The 23,782-nt window shown below is 67.6% G+C and carries 21 protein-coding genes and 1 riboswitch; of the genes, 15 read left to right on the forward strand and 6 right to left on the reverse strand.

All coding sequences use genetic code 11. From position 1 onward, the window contains the following. Positions 1 to 5 precede the first annotated feature (5 nt). The 8 genes from AC3A6P_RS10090 to AC3A6P_RS10125 all read left to right on the forward strand — a co-directional run bounded on the left by AC3A6P_RS10090 (position 6) and on the right by AC3A6P_RS10125 (position 10,639). On the forward strand, positions 6 to 1,727 hold the full coding sequence (locus tag AC3A6P_RS10090) for a propanediol/glycerol family dehydratase large subunit (protein ID WP_487691252.1): 1,722 nt from the start codon (positions 6 to 8) through the stop codon (positions 1,725 to 1,727). Beyond that, positions 1,724 to 2,320, forward strand: coding sequence for a propanediol/glycerol family dehydratase medium subunit (locus tag AC3A6P_RS10095; RefSeq protein ID WP_487691254.1), 597 nt, complete (start codon positions 1,724 to 1,726; stop codon positions 2,318 to 2,320). The genes AC3A6P_RS10090 and AC3A6P_RS10095 overlap by 4 nt, the downstream gene beginning before the upstream one ends. Before the next feature lie 15 nt (positions 2,321 to 2,335). Next, entirely contained in the window at positions 2,336 to 4,195 is a 1,860-nt protein-coding gene (locus AC3A6P_RS10100) for a diol dehydratase reactivase subunit alpha (RefSeq protein ID WP_487691256.1), read from the forward strand. Continuing rightward, entirely contained in the window at positions 4,188 to 4,550 is a 363-nt protein-coding gene (locus tag AC3A6P_RS10105; RefSeq protein WP_487691258.1) for a glycerol dehydratase reactivase beta/small subunit family protein, read from the forward strand. Before AC3A6P_RS10100 ends, AC3A6P_RS10105 begins: the two co-directional genes overlap by 8 nt. Beyond that, positions 4,547 to 4,969, forward strand: a complete 423-nt coding sequence (locus AC3A6P_RS10110; RefSeq protein WP_487691260.1) for a hypothetical protein — start codon at positions 4,547 to 4,549, stop codon at positions 4,967 to 4,969. Before AC3A6P_RS10105 ends, AC3A6P_RS10110 begins: the two co-directional genes overlap by 4 nt. A 309-nt stretch (positions 4,970 to 5,278) precedes the next feature. After that, the gene (locus AC3A6P_RS10115) at positions 5,279 to 6,520 is read left to right on the forward strand and encodes a GAF domain-containing protein (RefSeq protein WP_487691261.1); all 1,242 of its coding nucleotides are present in this window, start codon (positions 5,279 to 5,281) and stop codon (positions 6,518 to 6,520) included. Further along, positions 6,483 to 8,549 (forward strand): propionyl-CoA synthetase, encoded by a 2,067-nt coding sequence (locus AC3A6P_RS10120; protein WP_487691262.1) that lies wholly within the window; start codon positions 6,483 to 6,485, stop codon positions 8,547 to 8,549. The genes AC3A6P_RS10115 and AC3A6P_RS10120 overlap by 38 nt, the downstream gene beginning before the upstream one ends. Before the next feature lie 182 nt (positions 8,550 to 8,731). After that, on the forward strand, positions 8,732 to 10,639 hold the full coding sequence (locus AC3A6P_RS10125) for an HNH endonuclease signature motif containing protein (protein WP_487691264.1): 1,908 nt from the start codon (positions 8,732 to 8,734) through the stop codon (positions 10,637 to 10,639). Positions 10,640 to 10,662: 23 nt separating this feature from the next. Here AC3A6P_RS10125 and bluB read toward each other — a convergent pair whose 3' ends face one another. From bluB to AC3A6P_RS10150, 5 genes are read right to left on the reverse strand one after another with little or no spacing between them, the layout of a single operon-like run. Further along, on the reverse strand, positions 10,663 to 11,313 hold the full coding sequence (bluB, locus tag AC3A6P_RS10130) for a 5,6-dimethylbenzimidazole synthase (RefSeq protein ID WP_487691266.1): 651 nt from the start codon (positions 11,311 to 11,313) through the stop codon (positions 10,663 to 10,665). Then, positions 11,310 to 12,092: a precorrin-4 C(11)-methyltransferase gene (gene cobM, locus AC3A6P_RS10135; protein ID WP_487691268.1), complete on the reverse strand. Its 783-nt coding sequence runs from the start codon at positions 12,090 to 12,092 to the stop codon at positions 11,310 to 11,312. The genes bluB and cobM overlap by 4 nt, the downstream gene beginning before the upstream one ends. Continuing rightward, entirely contained in the window at positions 12,089 to 13,603 is a 1,515-nt protein-coding gene (locus AC3A6P_RS10140) for a precorrin-2 C(20)-methyltransferase (protein ID WP_487691270.1), read from the reverse strand. The genes cobM and AC3A6P_RS10140 overlap by 4 nt, the downstream gene beginning before the upstream one ends. Next, the gene (locus AC3A6P_RS10145) at positions 13,600 to 14,277 is read right to left on the reverse strand and encodes a precorrin-8X methylmutase (RefSeq protein ID WP_487691272.1); all 678 of its coding nucleotides are present in this window, start codon (positions 14,275 to 14,277) and stop codon (positions 13,600 to 13,602) included. Before AC3A6P_RS10145 ends, AC3A6P_RS10140 begins: the two co-directional genes overlap by 4 nt. Further along, a complete protein-coding gene (locus AC3A6P_RS10150; protein WP_487691274.1) occupies positions 14,274 to 15,194 on the reverse strand; it encodes a nitrite reductase in 921 nt (306 codons plus the stop codon). The genes AC3A6P_RS10145 and AC3A6P_RS10150 overlap by 4 nt, the downstream gene beginning before the upstream one ends. Before the next feature lie 177 nt (positions 15,195 to 15,371). Between AC3A6P_RS10150 and AC3A6P_RS10155 the strand changes: the two genes are divergently transcribed. Further along, positions 15,372 to 15,947, forward strand: a complete 576-nt coding sequence (locus AC3A6P_RS10155; protein WP_487691276.1) for a cob(I)yrinic acid a,c-diamide adenosyltransferase — start codon at positions 15,372 to 15,374, stop codon at positions 15,945 to 15,947. Positions 15,948 to 15,956: 9 nt separating this feature from the next. Then, positions 15,957 to 17,138: a uroporphyrinogen-III C-methyltransferase gene (cobA, locus tag AC3A6P_RS10160; RefSeq protein ID WP_487691278.1), complete on the forward strand. Its 1,182-nt coding sequence runs from the start codon at positions 15,957 to 15,959 to the stop codon at positions 17,136 to 17,138. Here the strand turns inward: cobA and AC3A6P_RS10165 are convergent. After that, positions 17,071 to 18,102 carry an enoyl-CoA hydratase/isomerase family protein gene (locus tag AC3A6P_RS10165; protein ID WP_487691280.1) on the reverse strand — a complete coding sequence of 344 codons (1,032 nt, stop codon included), beginning with the start codon at positions 18,100 to 18,102 and terminating at the stop codon, positions 17,071 to 17,073. The genes cobA and AC3A6P_RS10165 overlap by 68 nt on opposite strands. Positions 18,103 to 18,229: 127 nt before the next feature. Here AC3A6P_RS10165 and AC3A6P_RS10170 point away from each other — a divergent pair, with 127 nt between their 5' ends. The 5 genes from AC3A6P_RS10170 (at position 18,230) to AC3A6P_RS10190 (ending at position 23,632) form a co-directional block, all read left to right on the forward strand. Then, on the forward strand, positions 18,230 to 18,652 hold the full coding sequence (locus AC3A6P_RS10170) for a cobalamin B12-binding domain-containing protein (protein ID WP_487691281.1): 423 nt from the start codon (positions 18,230 to 18,232) through the stop codon (positions 18,650 to 18,652). Next, positions 18,652 to 20,085 (forward strand): phenylacetate--CoA ligase family protein, encoded by a 1,434-nt coding sequence (locus tag AC3A6P_RS10175; RefSeq protein WP_487691283.1) that lies wholly within the window; start codon positions 18,652 to 18,654, stop codon positions 20,083 to 20,085. The genes AC3A6P_RS10170 and AC3A6P_RS10175 overlap by 1 nt, the downstream gene beginning before the upstream one ends. Then, positions 20,082 to 21,074, forward strand: coding sequence for a methylmalonyl Co-A mutase-associated GTPase MeaB (gene meaB / locus AC3A6P_RS10180; protein ID WP_487691285.1), 993 nt, complete (start codon positions 20,082 to 20,084; stop codon positions 21,072 to 21,074). The genes AC3A6P_RS10175 and meaB overlap by 4 nt, the downstream gene beginning before the upstream one ends. Continuing rightward, a complete protein-coding gene (locus tag AC3A6P_RS10185) occupies positions 21,071 to 22,789 on the forward strand; it encodes a methylmalonyl-CoA mutase family protein (protein WP_487691287.1) in 1,719 nt (572 codons plus the stop codon). Before meaB ends, AC3A6P_RS10185 begins: the two co-directional genes overlap by 4 nt. A 96-nt stretch (positions 22,790 to 22,885) precedes the next feature. Continuing rightward, a complete protein-coding gene (locus AC3A6P_RS10190) occupies positions 22,886 to 23,632 on the forward strand; it encodes a FadR/GntR family transcriptional regulator (RefSeq protein ID WP_487691289.1) in 747 nt (248 codons plus the stop codon). Between the two features lie 47 nt (positions 23,633 to 23,679). Then, positions 23,680 to 23,765: riboswitch (adenosylcobalamin (AdoCbl) riboswitch) on the forward strand. The last annotated feature ends 17 nt before the right edge of the window (positions 23,766 to 23,782 follow it).

Consider the following 23,782-nt stretch of genomic DNA (forward strand, 5'->3'; position numbering starts at 1 on the left):
CATTTGTGACCGCCGAAGCAGTACACACCCCGGGCGCCGTGAACGGCGCCCGGCAGTCCGCCCGGACGCGCGCGCTGGAGGACCGCCCGGTCAACCTCGACGGTTTCGTCGAGGAATGGCCCGAAGTGGGCATGGTCGCCATGGACAGCGAGTTCGATCCCCAGCCCAGTGTCCGGGTGGAGAACGGCGTCATCGTCGAGATGGACGGTGTCGCACGCGCGGACTTCGATTTCATCGACCAGTTCATCGCCGATCGGGCGCTCGACGTCGAGACCACCGAACAGTCCATGGCGATCCCCGCGGAGGAGATCGCGCGGATGCTGGTGGATCCGGGGGTGACCCGCAAGGAGGTCATCGCCGTCACCAACGGTCTGACCCCGGCGAAACTGTTGGCAGTGGCCAAGAATCTGAACATCGTCGAGATCATGATGGGGATGCAGAAGATGCGTGCCCGACGGACCCCGGCCAATCAGGCGCACTGCACCAGCGCCAGGGACAATCCGCTGCAGGTCGCATGCGAGGCGGCCGAGGCGGCACTGCGCGGATTCTCGGAAGTGGAAACCACTTTGGGTGTGGTGCGCTACGCACCGCTGGTGGCGATGGCCCTGCAGATCGGTAGCCAGGTCAAAGTCGGCGGACCGCTGACCCAGTGCGCGCTGGAGGAGGCCACCGAACTGGATCTCGGTATGCGTGGCATCACCGGGTATGCCGAGACCATCTCGGTCTACGGCACCGAACCGGTGTTCGTCGACGGGGACGACACCCCGTGGTCGAAGTCCTTCCTGGCCGCGGCGTACGCCTCGCGCGGTATCAAGATGCGCTTCACCTCGGGTACCGGATCCGAGGTGCAGATGGGCAATGCACAAGGAAAGTCCATGCTGTACCTGGAGATTCGCTGCATCCTGGTGGCCAAGGGTGCCGGCGTCCAGGGCCTGCAGAACGGCTCGATCTCGTGCATCGGCGTACCGGGTGCGGTGCCTGCCGGTATCCGGGCGGTGGCCGCCGAGAACCTCATCGCCTCGGCTGTCGATCTGGAGTGCGCCTCGGGTAACGACCAGTCGTTCTCGCACTCAGCGATGCGCCGGACCGCACGGTTGATGCCGCAGATGATGCCGGGCACCGACTTCGTGTGCTCGGGTTACTCCGCAACGCCCAACTACGACAACATGTTCGCCGGCTCCAACGTCGACAGCGACGATTTCGACGACTTCAACACCATCCAGCGCGACCTGCAGATCGACGGCGGGTTGCGGCACGTCAAGGAGTCCGAGATCCTGGCGGCGCGTACGAAGGCGGGTAAGGCGCTGCAGGCGGTCTTCCGCTACCTGGATCTGCCGCCCATCACCGACGCCGAGATCGATGCCGCGGTGTACGCCAACGGCAGCCGCGAACTCCTGCCGCGCGATGTGCTCGAGGACCTCAAGGGCGCGCAGACGGTGATGGATCGCAATATCACCGGTCTGGATCTGGTCAAGGCGCTGGAGGCCACCGGCTTCACCGACATGGCTGAGAACCTGCTCAACGTTCTGCGGCAACGCATTTCGGGTGACCTGCTGCAGACCTCGGCCATCATGACCCCCTCGCTGGTGCCGCTGTCCGCGGTCAACGACGCCAACGACTACCACGGTCCCGGTACCGGTTACCGCCCGACGGGCGCCCGTTGGGAAGAGATGAAACGGCTGCGCCACGTGACGAGCGCGTCGAACCCCGAGGTGGAGGTGGAATGACCGTGTCGGCCCAGCTGCAAGACGATCAGCGAACGATTTCGTTCACCGAAGTCGGCCCCGCCGAACGGGGTAAACGATCCGACGAAGTGGTGATCGCGATCTCCCCGGGGTTCGGATCCCTGTTCAGCCAGACGATCATCGGGGTGCCGCTGGCGGATGTGATCCGTCAGATTCTCGCCGGTATCGAGGAGCAGGAGGTGGGTGCGCGATGCATCCGCGTGCAGAACAGTTCTGACCTCGCCTACATGGCACACACCGCGGCCAAGCTGTCGGGATCGGGTATCGGAATCGGGTTGCTGGCGCGCGGAACCTCGATGATCCACCAGCGCGACCTGCCGCGGCTGTCCAGCTTGGAGCTGTTCCCGCAGTGCCCGCTGCTGACGCTGGAGACCTACCGGTCCATCGGCTCCAACGCCGCGCAGTATGCCAAAGGCGAATCACCGCAACCGGTCCCGACTCTCAATGACCAGATGGCACGTCCACGGTGGCAGGCCAAGGCCGCGTTGCTGCACCTCAAGGAGACCGAACTGGTGCGCAAGAACGCCCGCCCGGTCGAGGTGGTACCTGAGTTCTCCACGGCGGCGGTCGGGTAGTCGGGGCGAGATTTGGTGCAGCGAACGGTCGTCGGCGTCGACATCGGCAACTCCACCACCGAGGCCAGTCTGGCCACGGTGGGCGCCTCGGGTGAGGTGGAGTACGTCGGTGCGGCGCTGACGCGCACCACCGGGATCAAAGGCACCGTCAAGAACGTCGACGGTGTCACGAAATCGGTGACATGGGCACTCGAAGACGCGGGCATTGCGCTGGCCGAGCTCGATCTGGTGCTCCTGAACGAGGCGACGCCGGTGATCAGCGGGCTCGCAATGGAAACCATCACCGAGACGATCATCACCGAATCGACGATGATCGGCCACGATCCCCGCACCCCGGGCGGACGGGGACTCGGAGTGGGCGTCATCGTCGACTTCGAGTCGCTCGCCGATGCGGGGGCGCAGACCCCGGTGATCGTGGTGGTGCCCAGAGGTGTCGATTTCGACGCGGTGGCCGCGGCGATCAACCAGGCCTGTGAGCGTGGCGCCGACGTGACCGGGGCGATCCTCGGCAACGACGATGCCGTGCTGGTGGCCAACCGGCTCACGGTCAAGATCCCGATCATCGACGAGGTGTCGCGCATCGATGCGGTGCCCCGGGGAATGATGGCCGCCGTCGAGGTGGCGGGTCCAGGTCAGTCCATTCGCACCTTGTCGAACGCCTACGGCCTGGCGACCATCTTCGGTCTGGATTCCGAACAGACGAAAGTGGTTTCGCCGGTGGCTCGGGCACTGACCGGTAACCGTTCGGCGGTGGTGGTGCGCACCCCTTCCGGGGACGTCGAAGACCGCACCATCCCCGCCGGAGCACTGAAACTGATCGGCCGGGACCGCAGCGCAACCGTCGACGTCTCACTCGGTGCCGCCGACATCATGGCCGAGGTGGACCGGGTCGGTCCGATGGTGGATGTCGTGGGGGAAGCCGGAACCAACACCGGCGGCATGATCGCCAACGTCCGGCAGAGCATGGCCGATCTGTCCAGACACGAGTTGGCCGACGTACGTATCCAGGATCTGCTGGCCATCGACACTCTGGTGCCCCAGGAAGTCAGAGGCGGCGTCGCCGGTGAGGTGGCGCTGGAGAACGCGGTGGCGCTCGCGGCGATGGTGCGGACCAAGGAAAGTGGCATGCAGGCCGTGGCCGATGCGGTGGCAGCGCAGCTGCGGCACGCCGGTGCCGAGCGGGTGGTGGTGAAAGTCGGTGGCGTCGAGGCCGAGATGGCGGTGCTCGGCGCGCTGACCACACCCGGCACCGACAAGCCCCTGGTGGTCCTCGATCTCGGCGGTGGCTCCACCGATGGCGCGGTGATCTCCCAGGACGGCCACATCGAGGCCACTCATCTGGCCGGCGCCGGTGACCTGGTGACCAAACTGATCGACGCCGAACTCGGGCTGGACAACCTCGAACTGGCCGAGGAGATCAAACGCTGCCCGCTGGGCAAGGCGGAGAGCTTCTTCCACGTGCGTCTCGAGAACGGGACCGTGCTGTTCTTCGAAAAGCCGCTGCCGGCAACATCCTTCGCCAGGGTGGTGACACTCAGCGAGTTCGAAGGCGGGATGAATCCCATCCCGACGCGGCACTCGCTGGAGCGGATCCGCGCTGTCCGTAGGACCGCCAAGGAGCGGGTCTTCGTGGTGAACGCCCTGCGAGCGCTGCGGAGCATCGCGCCCGACGGCGATCTGCGGCGGATCGGTTTCGTGGTGCTGCTCGGCGGTTGTGCGCTGGACTTCGAGATCCCGGACATGATTGCCGACGCGGTGGCCGCCTTCGGAATCGTCTGTGGCACCGGTAATGTGCGCGGCACCGAAGGGCCTCGCAATGCGGTGGCCTCCGGTCTCGTGGCGGCGCACGCGGCGGGGGAGGGTGCACGTGCTTGAGGGTGGCCAGCCGGAGAAGCCTGCCATTCTGGTGCTCAGCCAGGGCGGCGGACAGCTCGAGAGCGAAGTGCTGGCCGGGATCGAAGAAGAAGGTGTCCCGGCGGTGGTCGAACGCCCGGGCGGCGGTCAGGACGCGATTGCGCTCGCCTGTCATGCCGCAGACCGGTCCTCGTTGAGTGTGGGAGTGGGGATCGACTCCGAAGGGCGGGTGTGTGTGCACCACGACAAACTTCCCGAACCGCTGGCAGAGCTGATGTCGCCGGCCGGGGCGGGAGCGGGCGCCGCCCGCATTCTCGGTCACAACGCCGCGCGCATCGTGGTGGGTGTACCCCTTCGCGCCGAAGGACTTCCATGAGCGTGCAGCCACTGGCCCGCCCCGTGCACTGGGCGCCGGCGCACGCCGAGGAAGCCCGGATCCTGGACGACCTCAACCAGTCGATCAAGGTGCAACAGGCATTCCTGAACAGCTGTGGTGATGCGACGTGGATCGGTGACGAGGAACGGCGGGCCATCCGCTGGCTGTTGTCGGCGCTGATCGACCATCGGCGCCGGGTGCGCACGGCGGCGCGGTTGTGGCGGACGCTGGGTACCGATGAACCGGCGCCGTCCTGCCTGGTGGCCGAGACGGTCGAGTTGATCGACGAGAACCGGCGCTTCGGGCCGTTCATCGCACGATGGCGCGCGGCGGTGGTGGAGCAGGCCCGAACAGAGCGAAAAGATCTGTGGCGCAGCATGCTCGAGCTGGCCGAGGCGAATCTGGACGGCGGGAGGTGAACAGGGTTCCCTGACAATCGAGGTTTTCTCCCACGCGGCGCACACCCGGGCCTGTGTGCCGGGTGGCTGTCGTGTGTCCGGCGCACGGATGCGGACGGAATCAAGCCGGTGGGCCTGGGATTCGGGTTACGCTGGGCGGCCGTGGGTTATCGTCCGAGGGTGCGACCGATTGGGTATCCTGGCGGTCGCGGCGAGGTCCGGGGTGGAACTTCCCGGGTCATCGGGCGGACGCTGCGGGGAACGTGATCGCTGGTGGAGGTGTCGAAGTCATTGCGCAGCCGCACGATTAGACGCGGAAGTGTCGCACAGGTGCGCGCACTTCACGAACGCTTCGTCGCCGGGGACATGGATCCGTCCGGCCTGGACGCGGCCCGGATACGTCCGGAGATCGCCGCGAGCTGGCGTCGCAGCCTCGCCACAGGAGTCGACCCCGATTACGACGCAGCGCCGGACTCACCGGCCACATCCGACATCGCGGTGATGCGTGCGGCCAGCCCCCTGGCGCCGGCGTTGCCGGTGATCCAACGGTTGTTGGTCGACGACGCGGTGGATTCCGGTGTCGTGGTGGCAGTGACGGCGGCCGACGGCACCTTGCTGTGGGTCGAGGGTGACCCGCGCGCATGTCGTAAAGCGGGGGCCATGAACTTCGTCGCCGGTGCCGACTGGAGTGAGCGGGGCGCCGGCACCAACGCCCCGGGCACCGCCCTGGCGATGGACAGCGAACTGCAGATCCGTAGTTGGGAACACTTCTCGCGGATCGCGCAGCCATGGAGCTGCACTGCCGCGCCGGTGCACGATCCCGCCACAGGTGCGCTACTCGGAGCCATCGATCTGACCGGCGGCCCCGATGCCGCCTCGCCGCAGACCCTGGCACTCGTCCGTGCCACCGCAGTGGCCGTCGAGAAGCACCTGGCGTGGCTGCGACTCGTCGAACCCGTCCGGAACGTGTCATCGATCGGTGACGCCCGGTTCGAGGTGTTGGGTGTCGACCGCCCACGCTGGCAGGTCACCGACGAGCACGGCCAGGTGAGGACCGTTCCGCTGGCGCCCCGGCACGCCGATATCCTGGTTCTGCTCAAACACCATCCCGAAGGTCTCGGGGCTGACCACCTGGCGCTGCTGCTGGACGACAAGGACCTCGACGTCGGCACCGTGCGAGCCGAGGTCTCCCGGATGCGGCGGGTGTTGCCGGGAATGGTCGGGTCGCGGCCGTACCGGCTGCTGCAGCCCGTCGAATGTGATCTGTCCGCGGTGCTCGACGCAGTGCAGGCCGGCGATGTGTCCACGGCGCTGGACCACTACACCGGCGCACTGTTGCCGCGTTCCCTCTCGCCGGGCATCGCGCGGCTGCGCACCGAACTGAGTACGACGCTGCGCACCGCGGTTGTCGCCACCCGCGACGTCATCCTGCTTCGCCGGTGGCTGGAACTGCCGGAGGGCCGCGACGACCGAGACGGCTGGCAACTACTGCACAACATGTCCGAAGTGGGATCGGTGAGCCGGGCCCAAGCCCGTGGACACCTGGTCGCACTGGACCTCGACCTGGGTTAGCCCGCTCGCTGAGAGCAGGAGAGCTATCCGAAAGTCGGGGAAAGCGGTTCAAGCATTTCCGATAGGGGCGGCTTTGCGATTTACTCGCCTCGATCGTCGTCGGCAACGCAGCCACAACGGTCCGCGCGATACGAGCACGAATGGAGCACAACGCAGAATGACGAGCTACGAAGAGCTGTACCGCGCGAGCATCGACGAGCCGGCCGCCTTCTGGGCGCGGGCCGCCGACGAGGTGACCTGGACCCGGGCCCCGCAGCAGGTACTCGATGACAGTCACCCCCCGCTGTACCGCTGGTTTCCCGACGGCGAACTCAACACGTGTGTGAATGCGCTGGACCGGCATGTCAACGGAGGGCGCGCCGAGCAGTCCGCGCTGATCTACGAATCACCGGTGACGGGGTCGCAGCGTAGGTACACCTACCGCGAACTGCTGGACGAGACAGCACGTTTCGCCGGTGTGCTGCGCAATCTCGGTGTCACCAAGGGTGACCGGGTGGTGATCTACATGCCGATGATCCCCGAGGCGGTCATCGCGATGCTGGCGTGTGCCCGCATCGGCGCGGTGCACTCGGTGGTGTTCGGGGGATTCGCCGCCCACGAGCTGGCGACCCGGATCGACGACGCCCAGCCGGTGGTACTGGTGTCGGCGTCGTGCGGTATCGAGCCCAGCCGCGTGGTGCCGTATCAGCCGATGATCGACGCCGCGCTGGCCGCGTCGACGCATCCGCCCCGCCATACCGTCATCGTCCAGCGCGACCAGTTGCGGGCCGACCTGACCGCCGGACGCGACGTGGACTGGCACGAGGCGATGGCGTCCGCCGAGCCCGCCGACCCGGTGCCGGTTGCCGCCACCGACCCGCTGTACGTGCTCTACACCTCGGGTACCACCGGTAAGCCGAAGGGCATCGTGCGCGACAACGGTGGCCACGCGGTGGCCCTGCTGTGGACCATGCGCCACATCTACGACATCGAGCCGGGAGACGTCTTTTGGGCCGCCTCGGATGTGGGTTGGGTGGTCGGCCATTCCTACATCGTGTACGCGCCGCTGTTGGCCGGTGCGACGACGGTGCTTTACGAGGGCAAGCCCGTCGGCACTCCCGACCCCGGTGCGTTCTGGCGGGTCATCGCCGAGCATGGCGTCAAGGTGTTGTTCACGGCGCCGACGGCCATCCGGGCGATCCGCAAGGAGGACCCGACCGCGGCCCATGTGGAGCGCTACGACCTGAGTGGCCTGCGGTACCTGTTCCTGGCCGGTGAGCGGTTGGATCCCGACACCTACCACTGGGCTTCCGAAAAGCTGGGAATCCCGGTGATCGACCACTGGTGGCAGACCGAAACCGGCTGGCCCATTGCCGCAAACCCTGCGGGGGTGGAGCTGCTGCCGATCAAGGCCGGCTCACCCACGGTGCCGATGCCGGGTTATGACCTCGAGGTCCTCGACCCGTACGGAAAGCCTTGCGGCCCAGGAGAGGAGGGGTCGGTGTGCCTGAAGATGCCGCTGCCGCCGGGAACCCTGGCGACGCTGTGGGGTGATGACAGCCGTTATGAGAAGTCGTACCTGAGCGCTTTCCCCGGTTACTACCTCAGCGGTGACGGTGGTTATGTCGACGAGGACGGCTACCTGTTCGTGATGGGCCGCACCGACGACGTCATCAACGTTGCCGGACACCGCTTTTCGACGGGCGCCATCGAGGCGGTGCTGGCCTCGCATCCCGCGGTGGCCGAATGCGCGGTGATCGGTGTCGCCGACGAGATCAAGGGTCAGGTGCCGCGCGGATTCGTGGTGCTCAAGGCCAACGCCGAGGCCGACGGCGTGGAAGCGGCGCTGATCGCCACCGTACGCGACGAGATCGGGCCGGTGGCCTCGTTCAAATTGGTCGATGTGGTGCCCGCGCTGCCGAAGACCCGCTCCGGCAAGATCCTGCGGAAGGCGATGCGCAACATCGCCCACGGGGTGGACGAAGCGGTGCCGTCGACCATCGAGGACCCCGCCGTGTTGCACGCGTTGCGGCCGGTGCTGGAGAACTGACGCCCTGAGTCACTTTCGGGTGCAGTACTGACTTCAACCTGGGCTCGCGTCGCCAGACCGACGGGACTGGAGCCCGGGCCGTTGTGCCCGCCTGGGCGCGACAATTGAGCGACAGTAAAAGCGTTCTGCGGCTTACCTTTTCGTGAAGGTTTTTTGTCGGTGGTGGTCGGTATGGTCGGGGCATGTTCCCCCAGTTGCCGACGATGATCGACGAGTTGCGAGGTGGCAGTGATGCCGCCCCGGTCGTCGATGCCGCGGTGGGCTGGGCTCGGGTGGCCGCCGCCGCGGAAGCACAGCGTCTGGCGGCGCTGGCAGAGTGGGCAGCGGTGTTCCTGGCCGACGCCGCCGAGGACGCCGGTTTGTGTGCCATCGACGCCGAAGACGATGTGGTGGCCCAGATGGGGATCGCGTTCGGCATCTCGGCGCGCTGGGCGTTCAACGATCTACAAGTCGGCGCGGCGATGCGAGACCGCTTCCCCCAACTCGCCGCCCTGTTTCACCGAGGAGAGATTTCGTTGCGAGTGATGGCCACCGTGGTGGAACGCACGTTCTTGGTGGTCGACGAGCAGGCGCTGGCCGCCATTGATTCCGCGTGTGTCGAGGCCGCCACCACGTGCGGGTGGAGTGGGCTGTCGTACTACAAGTTGAAGAACGCCGTCGATGTGTGGGTCGAACGGTTCGACCCGGATGCGGTGCGGCGGGTCCGTAACACCGTCCGCGGGCGTGGGGTCACCGTGGAGCACACCGACGACAAGGCCGGCATCACCACCCTCACGATGCGGTTGACCAAACCCGGCGGCGCCCTGCTGATGGGCAAACTGCGCACCATGGCCAAAGCGGTGTGCCCCAATGATCCCCGCACCTTGGATCAGCGGCTCGCCGATGCCGCCGAAGCCCTCGGCGCCGATGCTGATCACCTGAAATGCTTGTGCGGGTCTGAGATCTGCCCGGCGGCCGTCGAGGACGGGGTGGCCTCGCGGTTCGTGGTGCACATCTACGCCGATGCCCCTGTGCTGGAGGGTGATCCCGATCCGTTGATCCACGGCGAAGGCGTGTTCCCCGTCGGGCCCACGAACGTCACCATCACATACCGCACCAGGGACACCAAGCCTGCGGCTGCGGAGGTCGACCAGTCCGAGGCCGCCGATCCGCCCGACGAGCCGACCCCGAACGCACAGACCGACACCGATCACGACGCTCAGGGGACCGCCGCCGAAACCGGACCCGACTCCGGCCAGCAGCCGCACTCGTCTCCGCCGCGGCACTGCGCGGCTCCTACCGCCGGCGAAACCACTCACGCAGGCGCGGCGGTAACCGAGACGGATGAGCCCGGGTCAGAGCCCGCGGCACCAGAAGCGCCAGCGGCTGACGAAACCATTTCCGCCCCAACGGCTCCCAAGACGGGCACGGTGCCGGGGTTCATCCCCGGCTACGGGGTGGTGCCGAATGCGTTGATCGCAGCCCTGATCGCCGCCGGCGCCGAAGTCCGGCACATCAAGGCCCCGGCGGTCGACCCGACCGAGAGCTACCGCAGCCGCGCCGCGGACCGCGAATTCGTACAAGCCCGCGACCTGACCTGCCGGGTCCCGGGTTGCGACCGACCCATTCGCGACGCCGACCTCGACCACACCATCCCCTGGGGCGAGGGCGGGCCCACGCATGCCTCCAACCTTAAGGGCCACTGCCGCCATCACCACCTGATCAAAACCTTCCGTGACGGCTGGTCGGAAGTCCAACAGCCAGATGGCACCGTCCTCTTCACCACCCCCACCGGCCACACCTACACCAGCATCCCGCTGAGCCGCATCCTGTTCCCGGGCGTGAACACCAGCTCGGCGCCGGTGCAGCGGGGCAGCCCGAGACAAGAGGCGGCCGCCGACAAGTCGGTGAAGATGCCGAAACGAAAACGCACCAAGGCCAAAGACCGCGCCTACCGCATCGCCGCAGAGCGCGCACTCAACGCTGCCCACCGCGCCAGCGGTGGCACCCCCACCCGCCGCGCAGCCGCCCCCAAAGACGACTGGGGCTACCGCCTCTTCTTCGGAGACCACACCCAAAACGCCGACCCCAACGACCCACCGCCCTTCTGACCTGAACGGCGAGCTTGGCAGAACTAGCGCGGCGTGTAGCGCTCCTGGTGCACAACGGTGTGCACAGGAGCGCGTCCGCGCCACCCGTAGCGCTCCAGATCCGGGGTGTCGGGCAGGTCGGCCACCTGACCCACGCACAGCCACGCGACCGGGCGCACGTGTGCCGGCATGCCGACCAGGGCGCGCAAGTATTCCTCGCGATAGAACGAAACCCAGCCCACCCCAAGTTTTTCCGCCGTAGCGGCCAGCCACAGATTCTGGATCGCGCACACCACCGAATACAGGCCGGCGTCATCGATGGCGTGCCGTCCCAGCACGTGGGGGCCACCTCGAGTGGGGTCGTAACCCACCACGATCCCCAGCCCGGACTCGCAGATGCCCTCGACCTTGATGCGCGCGAAGGTCTCTGCGCGCTCCTCGGACAGCGAAGAGGCGAAGACCTGGCGTTCGACGGCTACGTGGTCACGGAAGGCCGCCAGCGTCTCCGGTGAGCGGACCAGGACGAAATCCCACGGCTGCGACATGCCCACCGACGGCGCGGCGTGGGCGGCGGACAGGACCCGGTCGAGCACGTCAGCAGCCACCGGTTGGCCGGTGAACTCCCGGCGGGTGTCGCGGCGACGGTGGATGATGTCGTAGAGGCCGGCGGTGGCATGCTGTGCCGGAGCGCTCACAGGCGGCCGCCCACGTGTGTGCGGGTGCGGTCGCGCTGAGGGTCGTAGAGATGACTGTCGCCGGCGCAGCTGTCCGGGCGCATCGCCAGGGCCCGGCCCACCAGAATGACTGCGGCCTGGCGTAATCCGGCCTCGTCCACCTGGTCGGCGATATCGGCGACGGTGCCACGCAGAACGACCTCGGAGGGTTGTGAGGCGCGGTAGACGACGACGACGGGGCAGTCCGGCCCGTATGACGGTGCCAGTTCGGTCATCAGCTCGCGGGTGCGGGTGATGGCCAGGTGCAGCACCAGGGTGGCCTGGGTGGCCGCGAAGGCCGCCAGTGATTCGGACTCCGGCATGGCCGTCGAGCGCTGCTGGGTGCGGGTGAGCACCACCGACTGCGTGACCAACGGGACGGTCAGTTCCCGGCCCACTCGCGCGGCGGCCGCGGCGTAGGCGGGCACCCCCGGTGTCACCGCCCACGGCACGCCTGCGGCGTCGAGGCGGCGGGTCTGCTCGGACACCGCGCTGAAGATCGTCGGATCGCCGGATACCAGGCGCACCACCCGTTTCCCGGCTTGATGCGCGGTGACGATCCGGGCGATGATCGCATCCAGGTCGAGATCCTGAGTGTCCACCAGATCGGCTGTCGGGGAACAGCTCTCGAGGACCGCGGGGTCGAGGTAGGTGCCCGGGTAGAGTACCGTGTCGGCCTCGCCGAGCAGTCGCACCGCGCGGACGGTCAGCAGGTCGGCAGCACCGGGTCCCGCGCCGACGAACTGCACCGGCGAGTTCACCGGACCCACCGCGGTGTCCAGACCCGGCCTGCGTCGGTGACCCGGGTCGACGAGGCGCCGATCAGCAGCAGGCACTTCATGTCGATGGTGTCGGTGTCCAGCTCGCCGAGCGTGGTGACGGTCAGCGATTCCTCGGCGCGGCCCACGTCGCGGCCGATGGTCACCACCGTGTCGGCACTTCGGTGTTCCAGCAACACTTTACGGGCGACGGCGATCTGGTCCGGGCGGGTGCGGGAGGCGGGGTTGTAGATGGCGAGCACCAGGTCGGCCTCGGCGATCGCGCGCAGGCGGGCCTCGATGACCGACCACGGTTTGAGCCGGTCGGACAGGCTGACGACGGCGAAGTCCGCGCCGATCGGTGCGCCGGCGCGGGCCGCGACGGCCTGGACGGCGGACACGGCGGGCAGCACCCGCACCGGTACATGGGCGAATTGGGGATCGTCGGCGGCTTCGAACACCGCCGAGGCCATCCCAAAGACGCCAGCGTCGCCGCCGGACACCACGGCCACCTTCTCGCCGCGACTCGCCAGATCCAGTGCGAAGCGGGCGCGGTCCACTTCGACGGTGTTGCCGGATGCGTGCCGCTGCAAGCCTTCTCGCTGCGGCACCCGGGAGACGTAGGGGGCGTAACCGACCACGTGGTTCACCTCGGCCAGCGCGGCGGTGGCCTCGGGGGTCAGCCAGTCCTGCGGGCCGGGGCCCAAGCCGATGACCAGAAGTTCGGCGGCGGTCTCCACGCAGGGCGTCGCGACTTCTGCGACCAGTTCACCGGGGCGCCGGGTGCGCTGCCCGTTGACCGAATCGCCGTTGACGACGATCAGTGACAGGTAGGGCACCGAAGCTTCGTCGACGTCGGCCACCGGCATCCACCGCTGTTCGGGATGGCTGGCGCGTTCGATGTACATCGCGTGCGCCAGCCGCCCGGCCGACGCCAGTGCCCGGCGCACCGCGGGAAAGGTGCGGCCCAGTTTCATGATGATGGCACCGTCGGTGTCAGCGAGGCGGCGCGCGAGCTCGGCCTCGGGCAGCGTGCCCGGCAGGACGGTCAGGACATCGGTCTGGCGGACCAGGGGTGAGGCGGTGGCGGCGGTGGCGGCGACGAATGCGGGCACACCGGGAACCACCTCGGTGGGGTAGTCGGCGCTGAGCCGGTCGTGCATGTACATGTACGAGCCGTAGAAAAGCGGGTCGCCCTCGGCCAGCAGTACCACGGACCGGCCTGCGGCCAGGTGGGTGGCCAACCGGGCGGCCGACTCCTCGTAGAAATCGGCGAGCGCGCCGGCGTAGCCGCCGGGGTGATCGGTGGTTCCGGTGGTGACGGGGTAGCGCAGTTCCTCTTCGATCACCCCGTCGCGAATCAGGTCGGCGGCGATGCTGCGCGCATAGGACCTCTTGTTGACCCCCGCGTGGTAGGCCACGACGTCGGCCTCACCGATGAGCCGGGCAGCCTTGAGGGTGATCAGCTCGGGGTCGCCGGGACCCAGTCCGACGCCGTAGAAGCTGCCGGTCATTCTGCCTCCGAGGTCAACGCGTTGAGTGCCGATGAGGTCATCGCCGAGCCGCCGAGCCGGCCGCGGATGGTCACGTACGGAATGTCGATGCCGTGGTCGTCGGCGAACGAGATCAGCGCCTCCTTGGACTCTGCGGCCCCGATGAATCCAACGGGGCAGCCGACGATGGCCGCGGGCCGGGGAGCGCCGTCGAGCAGCATCTCCAGCAGGTGGAACAGTGCGGTGGGGGCGTTGCCGATCGCGATGACGGCGCCGTCCATCAGGGGTTCCCACAACGAGACCGCGGCGGCGGTGCGGGTGGTGCTCCAGGTCCGCGCCAGGGCGGGTACCCGCTCGTCGTGCAGGAAGCAGTGCACGGCGTTGCCGGCGGGCAGCCGGCTCGCGGTGACGCCGGTGGCCACCATGTGGGCGTCACACAGAATGGGCGCGCCCGCGGCGAGCGCGGTGCGGCTGGCCGACACCACATCGGGATGAATCGCCAAGTCCTTCACCAGGTTCGGCTGGCCGGTGCCATGGATCATCCGCACCGCGAGCTTCTCGGCCTCGGCCGGGATGGCCGACAGATCGGCCTCCCGGCGAATCGTCGCGAACGAATCGACGTAGATGGCCGGCCCGTCATCGATGTAGTCGTAGCGCTTGGTGGGACGCGTCAGCTGGTCGGCGGCTCTGGTCATCGTTTCTCCTCCGATGGGACGAATATGCCGTGCCAGGGGGTGACGACGACGGTGGCGGCATGACTGTCGATGCGCTCAAGTAATGCCTCGGTCTGCACAGGGTGGAGTATGCCGTCAGGCACATGCACGTGGATACCACCGTCGACGTTGCCATGACGTAGCGGGGCGGCGGGCAGCGGCAGGCGTCGGTCCGGGGTCGCCGGAGTGCGCAGTGGTCCGGTGAGCTCACGCAGGTGCCACGGCGCTTCGGCGCCGGCGCCCCTGGCTCGCAGGAACGCGGTGGCGAGACCGGCCAGGTGCAGGGCGGCCTCGTCCAGGGACACCACTTCACCCCAGTGATCACCGATCCGCAGCTGCCCTGCCCGGTGGTCGAGGGCGACCAGCCCCAGGTCGGTTCCGCGCCGTCCGGCCCCCGTCAGGCGGGTCATCAGGTCCCCGCGGCCGTCGTCGAGGGTGAACAGGAAGCGTCCGGGCAGCTGGGCCAGCGCCGGATCGGCGCGCAGCGCGGCATCGAGACGCTGGGCCACCGGGCGCAGATCGGCCCGTCCGCCGGCGTAACCGGTCTGCGGTGAGGCCAGGATGTTGCGGACCAGTTCGTGCGTGGCCGACGGCAGAAGCCCCGTCGACTCCAGCGCGGACAGGGCCGGCGGTGTCAGCCGGTCGTCCCCGGGCAGCCCGCGGATCTGGAGATTGGCGCGGGTGGTCAGGTGGATTCGCCCGTCGGCGTACACCTGACTGACCTCCAGGAGGCGGCGTAGCGCGCCGACCGGCAGGTGGCCGCCGACCAGCCGCAGCCGGACCAGAAGTCCGTCGTCGGCCCGCCATGGCCGGCACGCACCGGGGCACATGTCGGCGCGAGTGCGGGTGATCGTCGACGTCGCCTCGGCAGACGCGTCGGCTGAACCGACTTGAGTCATATTCACCTCCCGGATGTTGCGCAGGTCACCCTACTGTACCTATGGTAGAACCACGCTGTGGTCAACCAAGCGTCGGCTTGAGGCTCCGCGTCGGAGCCCGCGAGCGAGCGGCCCTGCCATCCATCTCCTGGAGGACTTTATGTCGACGTCGGTGACAGTGGCCGGGGACCTCCTGCCATGGTGAACCTCACCCGCATTTACACCCGCACCGGCGATGGCGGCAGCACGCGCCTGGGCGATATGAGTGAGACCTCCAAACTCGACACCAGGCTGGAGGCCTACGCGACCGTCGACGAGACGAACGCGCACATCGGCGTCGCGCTGGCCGTCGGCGACCTCGACGATGACGTCGCCGCCGTCCTGATCCACGTGCAGAACGACCTCTTCGACGTCGGTGCCGACCTCAGCACGCCGGTGGTGGCCAACCCGAAACATCCCCCGCTACGGGTCACGCAGGAGTATGTGGACCGGCTCGAAAAGTGGTGCGACCACTACAACGACCAGCTCGAACCGCTGCGGTCGTTCATCCTCAACGGCGGCTCGCCGGCGGCGGCCCATCTGCACGTCGCGCGGACCGTCGCCCGTCGTGCCGAACGCGCGGCCTGGGCCGCCCGCGCCGAGCACGGCGACACGATGAACCGCCTGACGCTGACCTACCTGAATCGCCTGTCGGATCTGCTTTTCATCTTCGCGCGCTACTGCAACCGCGAGCACGGTGACGTGCTGTGGGTGCCCGGCGGCGCCCGCATCTGAGAGGAACGCATGATTTCTGCGCTGGATGACGCGACAACTGGTGTCGGTGCCACGGAGACGCCTGGGTACCGGCTCACCTTGGATGTAATGGGCCGTCCCGCAGTGGTTTTCGGGGGCGGCGGCGTCGCGATGCGGCACGTGACGGCGTTGACGCAGGCGGGTGCCTACGTGACGGTGGTGAGCCGGCAGGCCGGCGCGACGATCACCGACCTGGCCGCCCGCGGACTGGTGAGCTGGCACAGGCGCGATTTCGATGCCGCCGACCTGCGGGACACCTGGCTTGCGATCGCGGCGACAGGCTGCTCCGAGGTGGACGACCGCATCGCCTCGGCGTGTGAGGACCGACGGATCTGGTGCTGGCGTGACCGGGAGGGACAGCGCGGCAACCGCGACACCGGCCGGGTGATTCTCGTCGGGGGCGGCCCGGGTGATCCCAAACTGCTCACTGTCGCCGGGTTGGAGACGCTGCGCTCGGCCGATGTGGTGGTGACCGACCGGCTGGGGCCGGTGTCGGTACTGGCCGATCTCGACTCCGGTATCGAGGTGATCGACGTGGGCAAGATCCCGTTCGGCAAGGCGACTCCGCAGCACGAAATCAATCGCATCCTCATCGACCACGCGACCGACGGCAAGACCGTGGTGCGACTCAAAGGCGGCGACAGCTTCCTGTTCGGGCGCGGCGGGGAAGAACTGCTGGCCTGCGCCCAGGCCGGTGTCGAGGTGTCCGTGATCCCCGGTGTCAGTTCGGCGTTGGCGGTGCCCGCGGTCGCGGGCATTCCCACCACGCACCGCGGGCTCACCCAGGGGGTCACGGTGATCTCCGGCCATGTGCCGCCGGACGACCCCGCCTCGACGGTCGATTACGCCGCGCTGGCCAAGGCCGGTACCACCCTGGTGTTCCTGATGGCCGTCACCACACTGCCCGCCATCACCACCGCACTCCTGCGCCACGGGCTGGCACCCGAAACTCCCGCTGCGACAATCGAAAACGGCACCCTCGTGGGACAACGCCTGGTGCGCGGCACGCTGGCCGACATCGCGGCCGCAGTGGCCCAAGCGGGCATGTCGCCGCCGGCCATCACCGTCATCGGCGCGGTGGCAGCCTTCGACACGCTGATCGGGATCACCAACCGGGAACGTCCAACGGCGTCCCGACCGGCTGGAAGAACTTCTCGACGTCGGCATCGGTGACCTCATCGAGTCCGGCGGGACGCCAGCGCGGGTTGCGGTCCTTGTCGATGACGCGGGCGCGGATACCCTCGGCCATGTCCGGGTGTGCCGCGCAGTGCAGACCCACCACCAGGTCCTGCTGCAGGCATTGCGCCAGATCCGTCATCGCGGCGGCCCGGCGCAGCGCCTCGCGGGCGACGTTGAGTGCGGTGGGAGCGGCCGTCGTCAGTACGTCGGTCGGTAGGCCGGCGGTCGCGGCGCGCTGCACGATCTCGGTGAGAGTGCCTGCGCCGAAAGCAAAGTCGATCACGTCCCGATGTTCCTGCACCCACGACGGCGGCTGATGGTCGAACTTCTGCAGCACCTCGTCGACGGGCTCACGGCGAAGACGGTCGACGACGCCGTCGAGTTCGTGCTCGGGAACGTAGTGGTCGGCAAGGCCCATGTAGAGGGCGTCACCGGCGCTCAGGTGTGCAGCGGTCAGGGCGGCGAAGGTTCCGCTGCGGCCGGGTGCTCGCGAGTACAGCCACAGGCCCCCGACGTCGGGGGACAGGCCGATCAGCACCTCCGGCATGCCGAGGCGCGTCGAATCGGTCACCAGGCGGTGTGAGGTGTGGGAGGCCATCCCGACGCCCGCGCCGAGCGTCAGTCCGTGCGCGATCGTCACCACCGGTTTGGGGCAGGTGGCAATCAGATGGTCCATCCGGTACTCCGCCGACCAGAACGCCTCGAGGTGGTGCAGGTTGCCGGACTCGATCATCGAACGGACCTCTTTGATGTCCCCGCCGGCGCACAAGCCCCGCTCACCTTCGCCGCGTAACAGGATGGTCTGCACGTCCGCATCGGCGGCCACCTGCTTCAGCATCGGCGTCAGGATCTCCACGTCCTTCGGGTGCAGCGCATTGATCGCCTTCGGTCGGCGCAGCGTGATCGTGGCGAGGTGCCCGTCGATGTGCAGCGCCGGGTCGGTGGAGGGATGCGGCATCACTGCCCCTTCCTGATCAGAGGTCGATGTGGCGGGACGCCGATTTGGCTCGCGGTTGTTGCGTGCATCACCGTACCCGGTCTATGGTAGAACCACAGATTGGTCGTCCCACAGAAGAGGCAAATTCATGAACCAACCGTCGGCGCTGCCCATCCGCGTGATGCTTGCCAAGATCGGGCTCGACGGACATGACCGCGGGGTGAAGGTCGTCGCCCGCACCCTGCGTGACGCGGGTATGGAGGTCATCTACACCGGACTTCACCGCAGCCCGGCGCAGGTCGTCGAGGCCGCGACCCAGGAGGATGTCGACGTACTGGGCGTGAGCCTGCTGTCCGGCGCCCATATGCACATCTTCACCAAGATCTTCCAGATCATCGACGAGATGGAGGAAAAGCCCCGCTTCGCCATCGTCGCCGGCGGCGTCATGCCCGACGAGGACGAGATCGAACTCCACAAGATGGGTGTGGCCGCCGTGCTCGGGCAGGACACCACCCCGGAGAAAATCGTCGAGACCATCAAGGCGTGCGCTCCGGTGGAGGCGACCAACTGATGGCCACGCCAGAACCCGACATGGAGTCATGGGGCTGGCCGCCGCGTTACGACGCCGACTACCGGCCCCCGGCCGACCAGGAGCACTGGTTCCCGGTGCGGGAGACCATGGATCCCGAGCAACGCGACGCGAAGATCCTCGAACGGATCCAGCAGCTGATGACCTACGCCTGGGAGCATGCGCCGTTCTACCGCAAGAAGTGGTCGGCGGCCGGCCTGGAACCCGGGGACGTCACCTCGCTCGAAGAGTTCGAGCGGGTGCCGGTGATCTACAAGGACGAGCTGCGCGCCGACCAGGCCGAGCACCAGCCCTACGGCAGCTATCTGTGCATCGACCCCATCGATGTCACGCACATCAAGGGAACCTCCGGGACCACCGGTCGCCCGACGGCGTTCGGGATCAGCCAGAACGACTGGGTGGCAGTGGCCAACGCCCACGCCCGTGTCATGTGGGGGATGGGTATCCGGCCCAGTGATGTGGTGCTGATCGGCTCGCCGTTGACCCAGTACTGGGGTTCCTGGGGCGCCTACAGCGGCGCGGAACGTCTTGGCGCAGCCGTGTTTCCGTTCGGCGCCGGGTTCGCCGGCCAGAGCCTTCGCACCTTGCAGTGGATGCAGCAGATGTCGGCCACCGTGTTCTACGGCACGCCCTCGTACGCGCTTCGCCTGGCCGAGGTGGCCGTCGAGAACGGTATCGACCCGCGCGGCCTCGGGCTGCGCAAGATGTTCTTCTCCGGGGAACCGGGGGCCAGCGTGCCGGCGATCCGGCAGCGCATCATCGACGCCTTCGATGTCGAGGTCTACGACTCCGGCAGCATGGGCGAGGTGGCGCCGTGGATGCACCTCGGTGCCAGCCGCAATGAGCCGGGCGTATTCGCCTGGCAGGACCTGGTTTACACCGAGGTGTGCGACCCGGGCACCATGCTGCGCGTCCCGTACGGCAGCGAAGGCACCCCGGTGTACACCACCCTGGAGCGCACGTCGCAGCCGATGATCCGGCTGCTGTCGAACGACCTGACCCGCTGGGAGGCCCCCGACGCGTCGCGGGGCCGGACCTATCCGTTCCTGCCCAAGGGCATCTACGGCCGCATCGACGACATGTTCCAGATCCGCGGTGAGAATGTGCAGCCCAATGCCATCGACGAGGTGGTGATGCGCGCCGAGGGCTATGGCGGCGAGCACCGCATCGTCATCACCCGCGAGAAGACGATGGACGAACTGCTGGTGCAGGTCGAGTTCGATGCCGCGCTGACGACCGTGAGCCAGGACGTGTGGATCAAGCGCGTCGGTGAAGATCTGCGCACCGTCCTCGGAGTGGGCGCCAAGGTCGCCACCGTGGCGCCGAACACGTTCGAGCGCACCGAGTTCAAGGCACGCCGGGTCATCGACGACCGCAACCTGTTCGAGTCACTGGACCGGGAGACGACATCATGAGCCAGACCGCCACCGTCTCGCCGGTGGTCGGCCTGGCCGAGCGGATCCGCTCCGGGTCGCAGGTGTCCCTGGCGCGCGGCCTGACGCTGGTCGAGAGCCGGTCGGATGCGGCCGCCGAACTGCTGGCCGAAGTGTGGAAGGACAGCGGCCGGGCCCACGTCGTGGGGATCACCGGACCCGCCGGCAGCGGCAAGAGCACACTGGTGACCCGGATGGCCCGCGAGTACGCCGATCGTGGTGTGCGCGTGGCGATCCTGGCCGTCGACCCCTCCAGCGCCTACTCCGGTGGAGCGATCCTCGGCGACCGGATCCGCATGACGGAGCTGGCCGGGGACAAGAACATCTTCATCCGGTCGATGGCCTCGCGTGGTGCCACCGGCGGCCTGTCCCGCGCGGTGCTCGACGGCATCGTCTTGCTGGATGCCGCGGGGTTCGATGTCATCATCCTCGAGACCGTCGGCGTCGGCCAATCCGAGGTCGACGTCATCAGTGTCGCCCACTCCGTGTTGGTGGTCAGCGTGCCCGGGCTGGGTGACGACATCCAGGCGATCAAGGCCGGCCTGATCGAAATCGCCGACATCCACGTGGTCAACAAGGCTGACCGCCCGGGCGCGGATCTGACGGTCAAGCAGCTGCGTGAATCACTGCGGCTGGCACACAATTTCGCGGGCAAGTGGGACGTGCCGATCAAGAAGGTCACCGCCACCACCGGCGAGGGGGTGGCCGACCTGATCGACGAGACGGCCAAGCACCACACCTGGATGGTGGACAACGGAGCGCTGCGGGAGGTCGAGCGGCGCAATGCCGCCACCCGGATCCGTTGGGCGGCAGAGGCACTGATCGCCGACCAGTTCCGCGTCGGACGCCCCGACTTCGACGCCGCGGTGGACACCCTGATCGCACGCGATGAGGAACCGCGCCAGTCCGCCGCCCGACTGCTCACCGCCATGGCCGTAGACCCCACCGACATAGGAAAAGGAAACTCATGACCTCTCAAGAAAAGTCGATCCCCGAGGAAGTGCGCCTCGTCTCCGATGCGTTGGGCAAGCGCGCCGAAACGGACCTCGAACAGTGGGAAGCCAACGAGCTCGCCGACTTCATCGCCCGCGCGCCCGAGGCCAAGGACGAGTACCTGACGGGTTCGGGCATGCCGGTCAAGCGTGTCTACGGCCCGCAGGACCTGCCGGAGAGCTGGGAAGAGATCGGCCTGCCCGGGCAGTACCCCTACACCCGTGGGCCCTACCCGACGATGTACCGCGGCCGTAAGTGGACGATGCGTCAGATCGCCGGGTTCGGTCAGGCCGAGGAGACCAACAAGCGTTTCCAGTACCTGATCGCCCAGGGCCAGACCGGATTGTCCGTCGACTTCGACATGCCCACACTGATGGGCCTGGACAGCGATGACGAGATGAGCCTCGGCGAGGTGGGCCGCGAAGGTGTGGCCGTCGACGTGCTGCCCGACATGGCCGCGCTGTTCGAGGGCATCGACCTGGAGAACATCTCGGTGTCGATGACCATCAACCCGTCGGCGTGGATTCTGCTGGCGATGTACATCGCCGTCGCCGAGGACCGCGGCATGGACCTCAACAAGCTGTCGGGCACCATTCAGAACGACATCCTCAAAGAGTATGTCGCGCAGAAGGAATGGGTCTTCCCGGTGCGGCCGAGCATGCGCATCGTGCGCGACTGTATCGCCTACGGTGCCGAGCACATGGCGCGCTACAACCCCGTCAACATCAGCGGCTACCACATCAGTGAGGCCGGCGGAAACGCCGTGCAGGAAGTCGCCTTCACCATGGCCATCACCAAGGCCTACGTCGAAGATGTGGTCAAGGCCGGTGTCGATGTGGACACCTTCGCCTCACGCCTGTCGTTCTTCTTCGTCTCCCAGGCCGACATGTTCGAAGAGGTGGCCAAGTTCCGGGCCGTCCGCCGCTACTACGCCAAGATGATGAAGGAGCACTTCGGGGCCAAGAAGCCCAACTCGATGCGGCTGCGTTTCCACGCGCAGACCGCGGCGGCGACGCTGACCAAGCCGCAGCCGATGGTCAACATCGTCCGGACCGCCATCCAGGCGCTGTCGGCGGTGCTCGGTGGCGCGCAGTCCATCCACACCAACGGCCTCGACGAGGCGTACACCATCCCCAGCGAGATGGCGATGAAACTCGCGCTGCGGACCCAGCAGATCATCGCCGACGAGACCAATGTCCCCAATGTCATCGACCCGCTCGGCGGCTCGTACTACGTCGAGGCCCTGACCGACGAGATCGAAAAGGGCATCCAGGAGTACATGGACAAGGTCGAGGCCATGGGCGGGGTGGTCCCGGCCATCGAGCAGGGGTTCTTCCAGAAGGAGATCTCCGACAGCGCCTACGACTACGCCAAGCGCAAGGCCTCCGGTGACCGTCCGGTGATCGGCGTCAACAAGTACGTCGACGAGCAGGAAGACCAGAAGATCGAGGTCCACCAGCTCGACCCGGAGTCCGAGGCCCGTCAGATCGCGCGGCTCAAGAAGACCCGGGCCGACCGCGACCCCGAGCGCGCCAAGGCCGCACTGGAAAACCTGCTCGCGGTGGCCCGTGACGAGAACGCCAACCTGATGCCGGCGACCATCGAAGCGGTGCGCGCGCACCTGTCGATGGGCGAGATCACCGGTGCGCTGCGTGAGGTGTTCGGCAGCTACCAAGAAACACCGGTGTTCTGAGGATTCGAGATGGTACCGACCACTGCACGGGAAACCCGACGGTTGGTCGGTACCATCAACCCCTCAGAGGTCTTCTCGAGAAGAAGAGGTGCGACCGTGTCCGAGGCAACTCCGTCCGAGTGGAAGCCGCTGGCACGTATGCGCACGCACGAGCAGGTGGTGGCCGAGATCGAGAACCGCCTGGTCGCAGGCACGTTGAAGGCGGGGGACCGGTTGCCCCCAGAACGGCAGTTCGCTGAAGCTCTGGGCGTCAGCCGCGGCGCGGTGCGCGAGGCGTTGCGGATCCTGGAGGCCATCGGTGTGGTCGAGGCCGGCACCGGCTCCGGGCCCTCGTCGGGGTCGATGATCGTCAAGGACAGCATCGCCGGTATGGCGATGGTGTTGCGCATCCATCTGCAACTGGCTTCCTTCAATCAGGCTGACCTGGTGGAGGTCCGGCTGCTCATCGAGCGCCTGGCCGCCCGCAACGCCGCCGAGCATGCCACCGCCGAGGACATCGGCGAACTGCGGCAGCTGGTCGAGCAGATGCACGGCGTGCACACCACGGCCGCCTACAACGACCTGGATGCGGCCTTCCACATCCGGATCGTGCGGGCCTCGGGCAACGCGCTGTCGGCGGTGCTCATGGCCGCCATGCGTGAGGCGCTTCGCGACGCCATGGTGACCGCGTTCGAGAGCCTGGACGACCCCGCTGCCACCATGCAGACGCTGACCGACGAACACGCCGCCATCGTCGATGCCATCGCCGCGGGCAACGGCGAGCAGGCGGGCCAACTGGTCGGCGATCACATCGTCGGTTTCTACCGTGCCGTCGGATTCACCGGCCTGCGCTGGGCCGGCTGAAACCCGGGTATCGCCCTGAAACTCAGGTGATGCCCTACCATAACCACGCGGGCTCGATGAAGCTGGTGTGAATCCAGCACAGTCGCGCTACTGTGACACCCCTTCGGGAGTGAAGTCAGACCTGAGGGCCCGCAGTCGAATCCATTGATC

The organism is Mycobacterium sp. Soil_C_30, assembly GCF_057656995.1.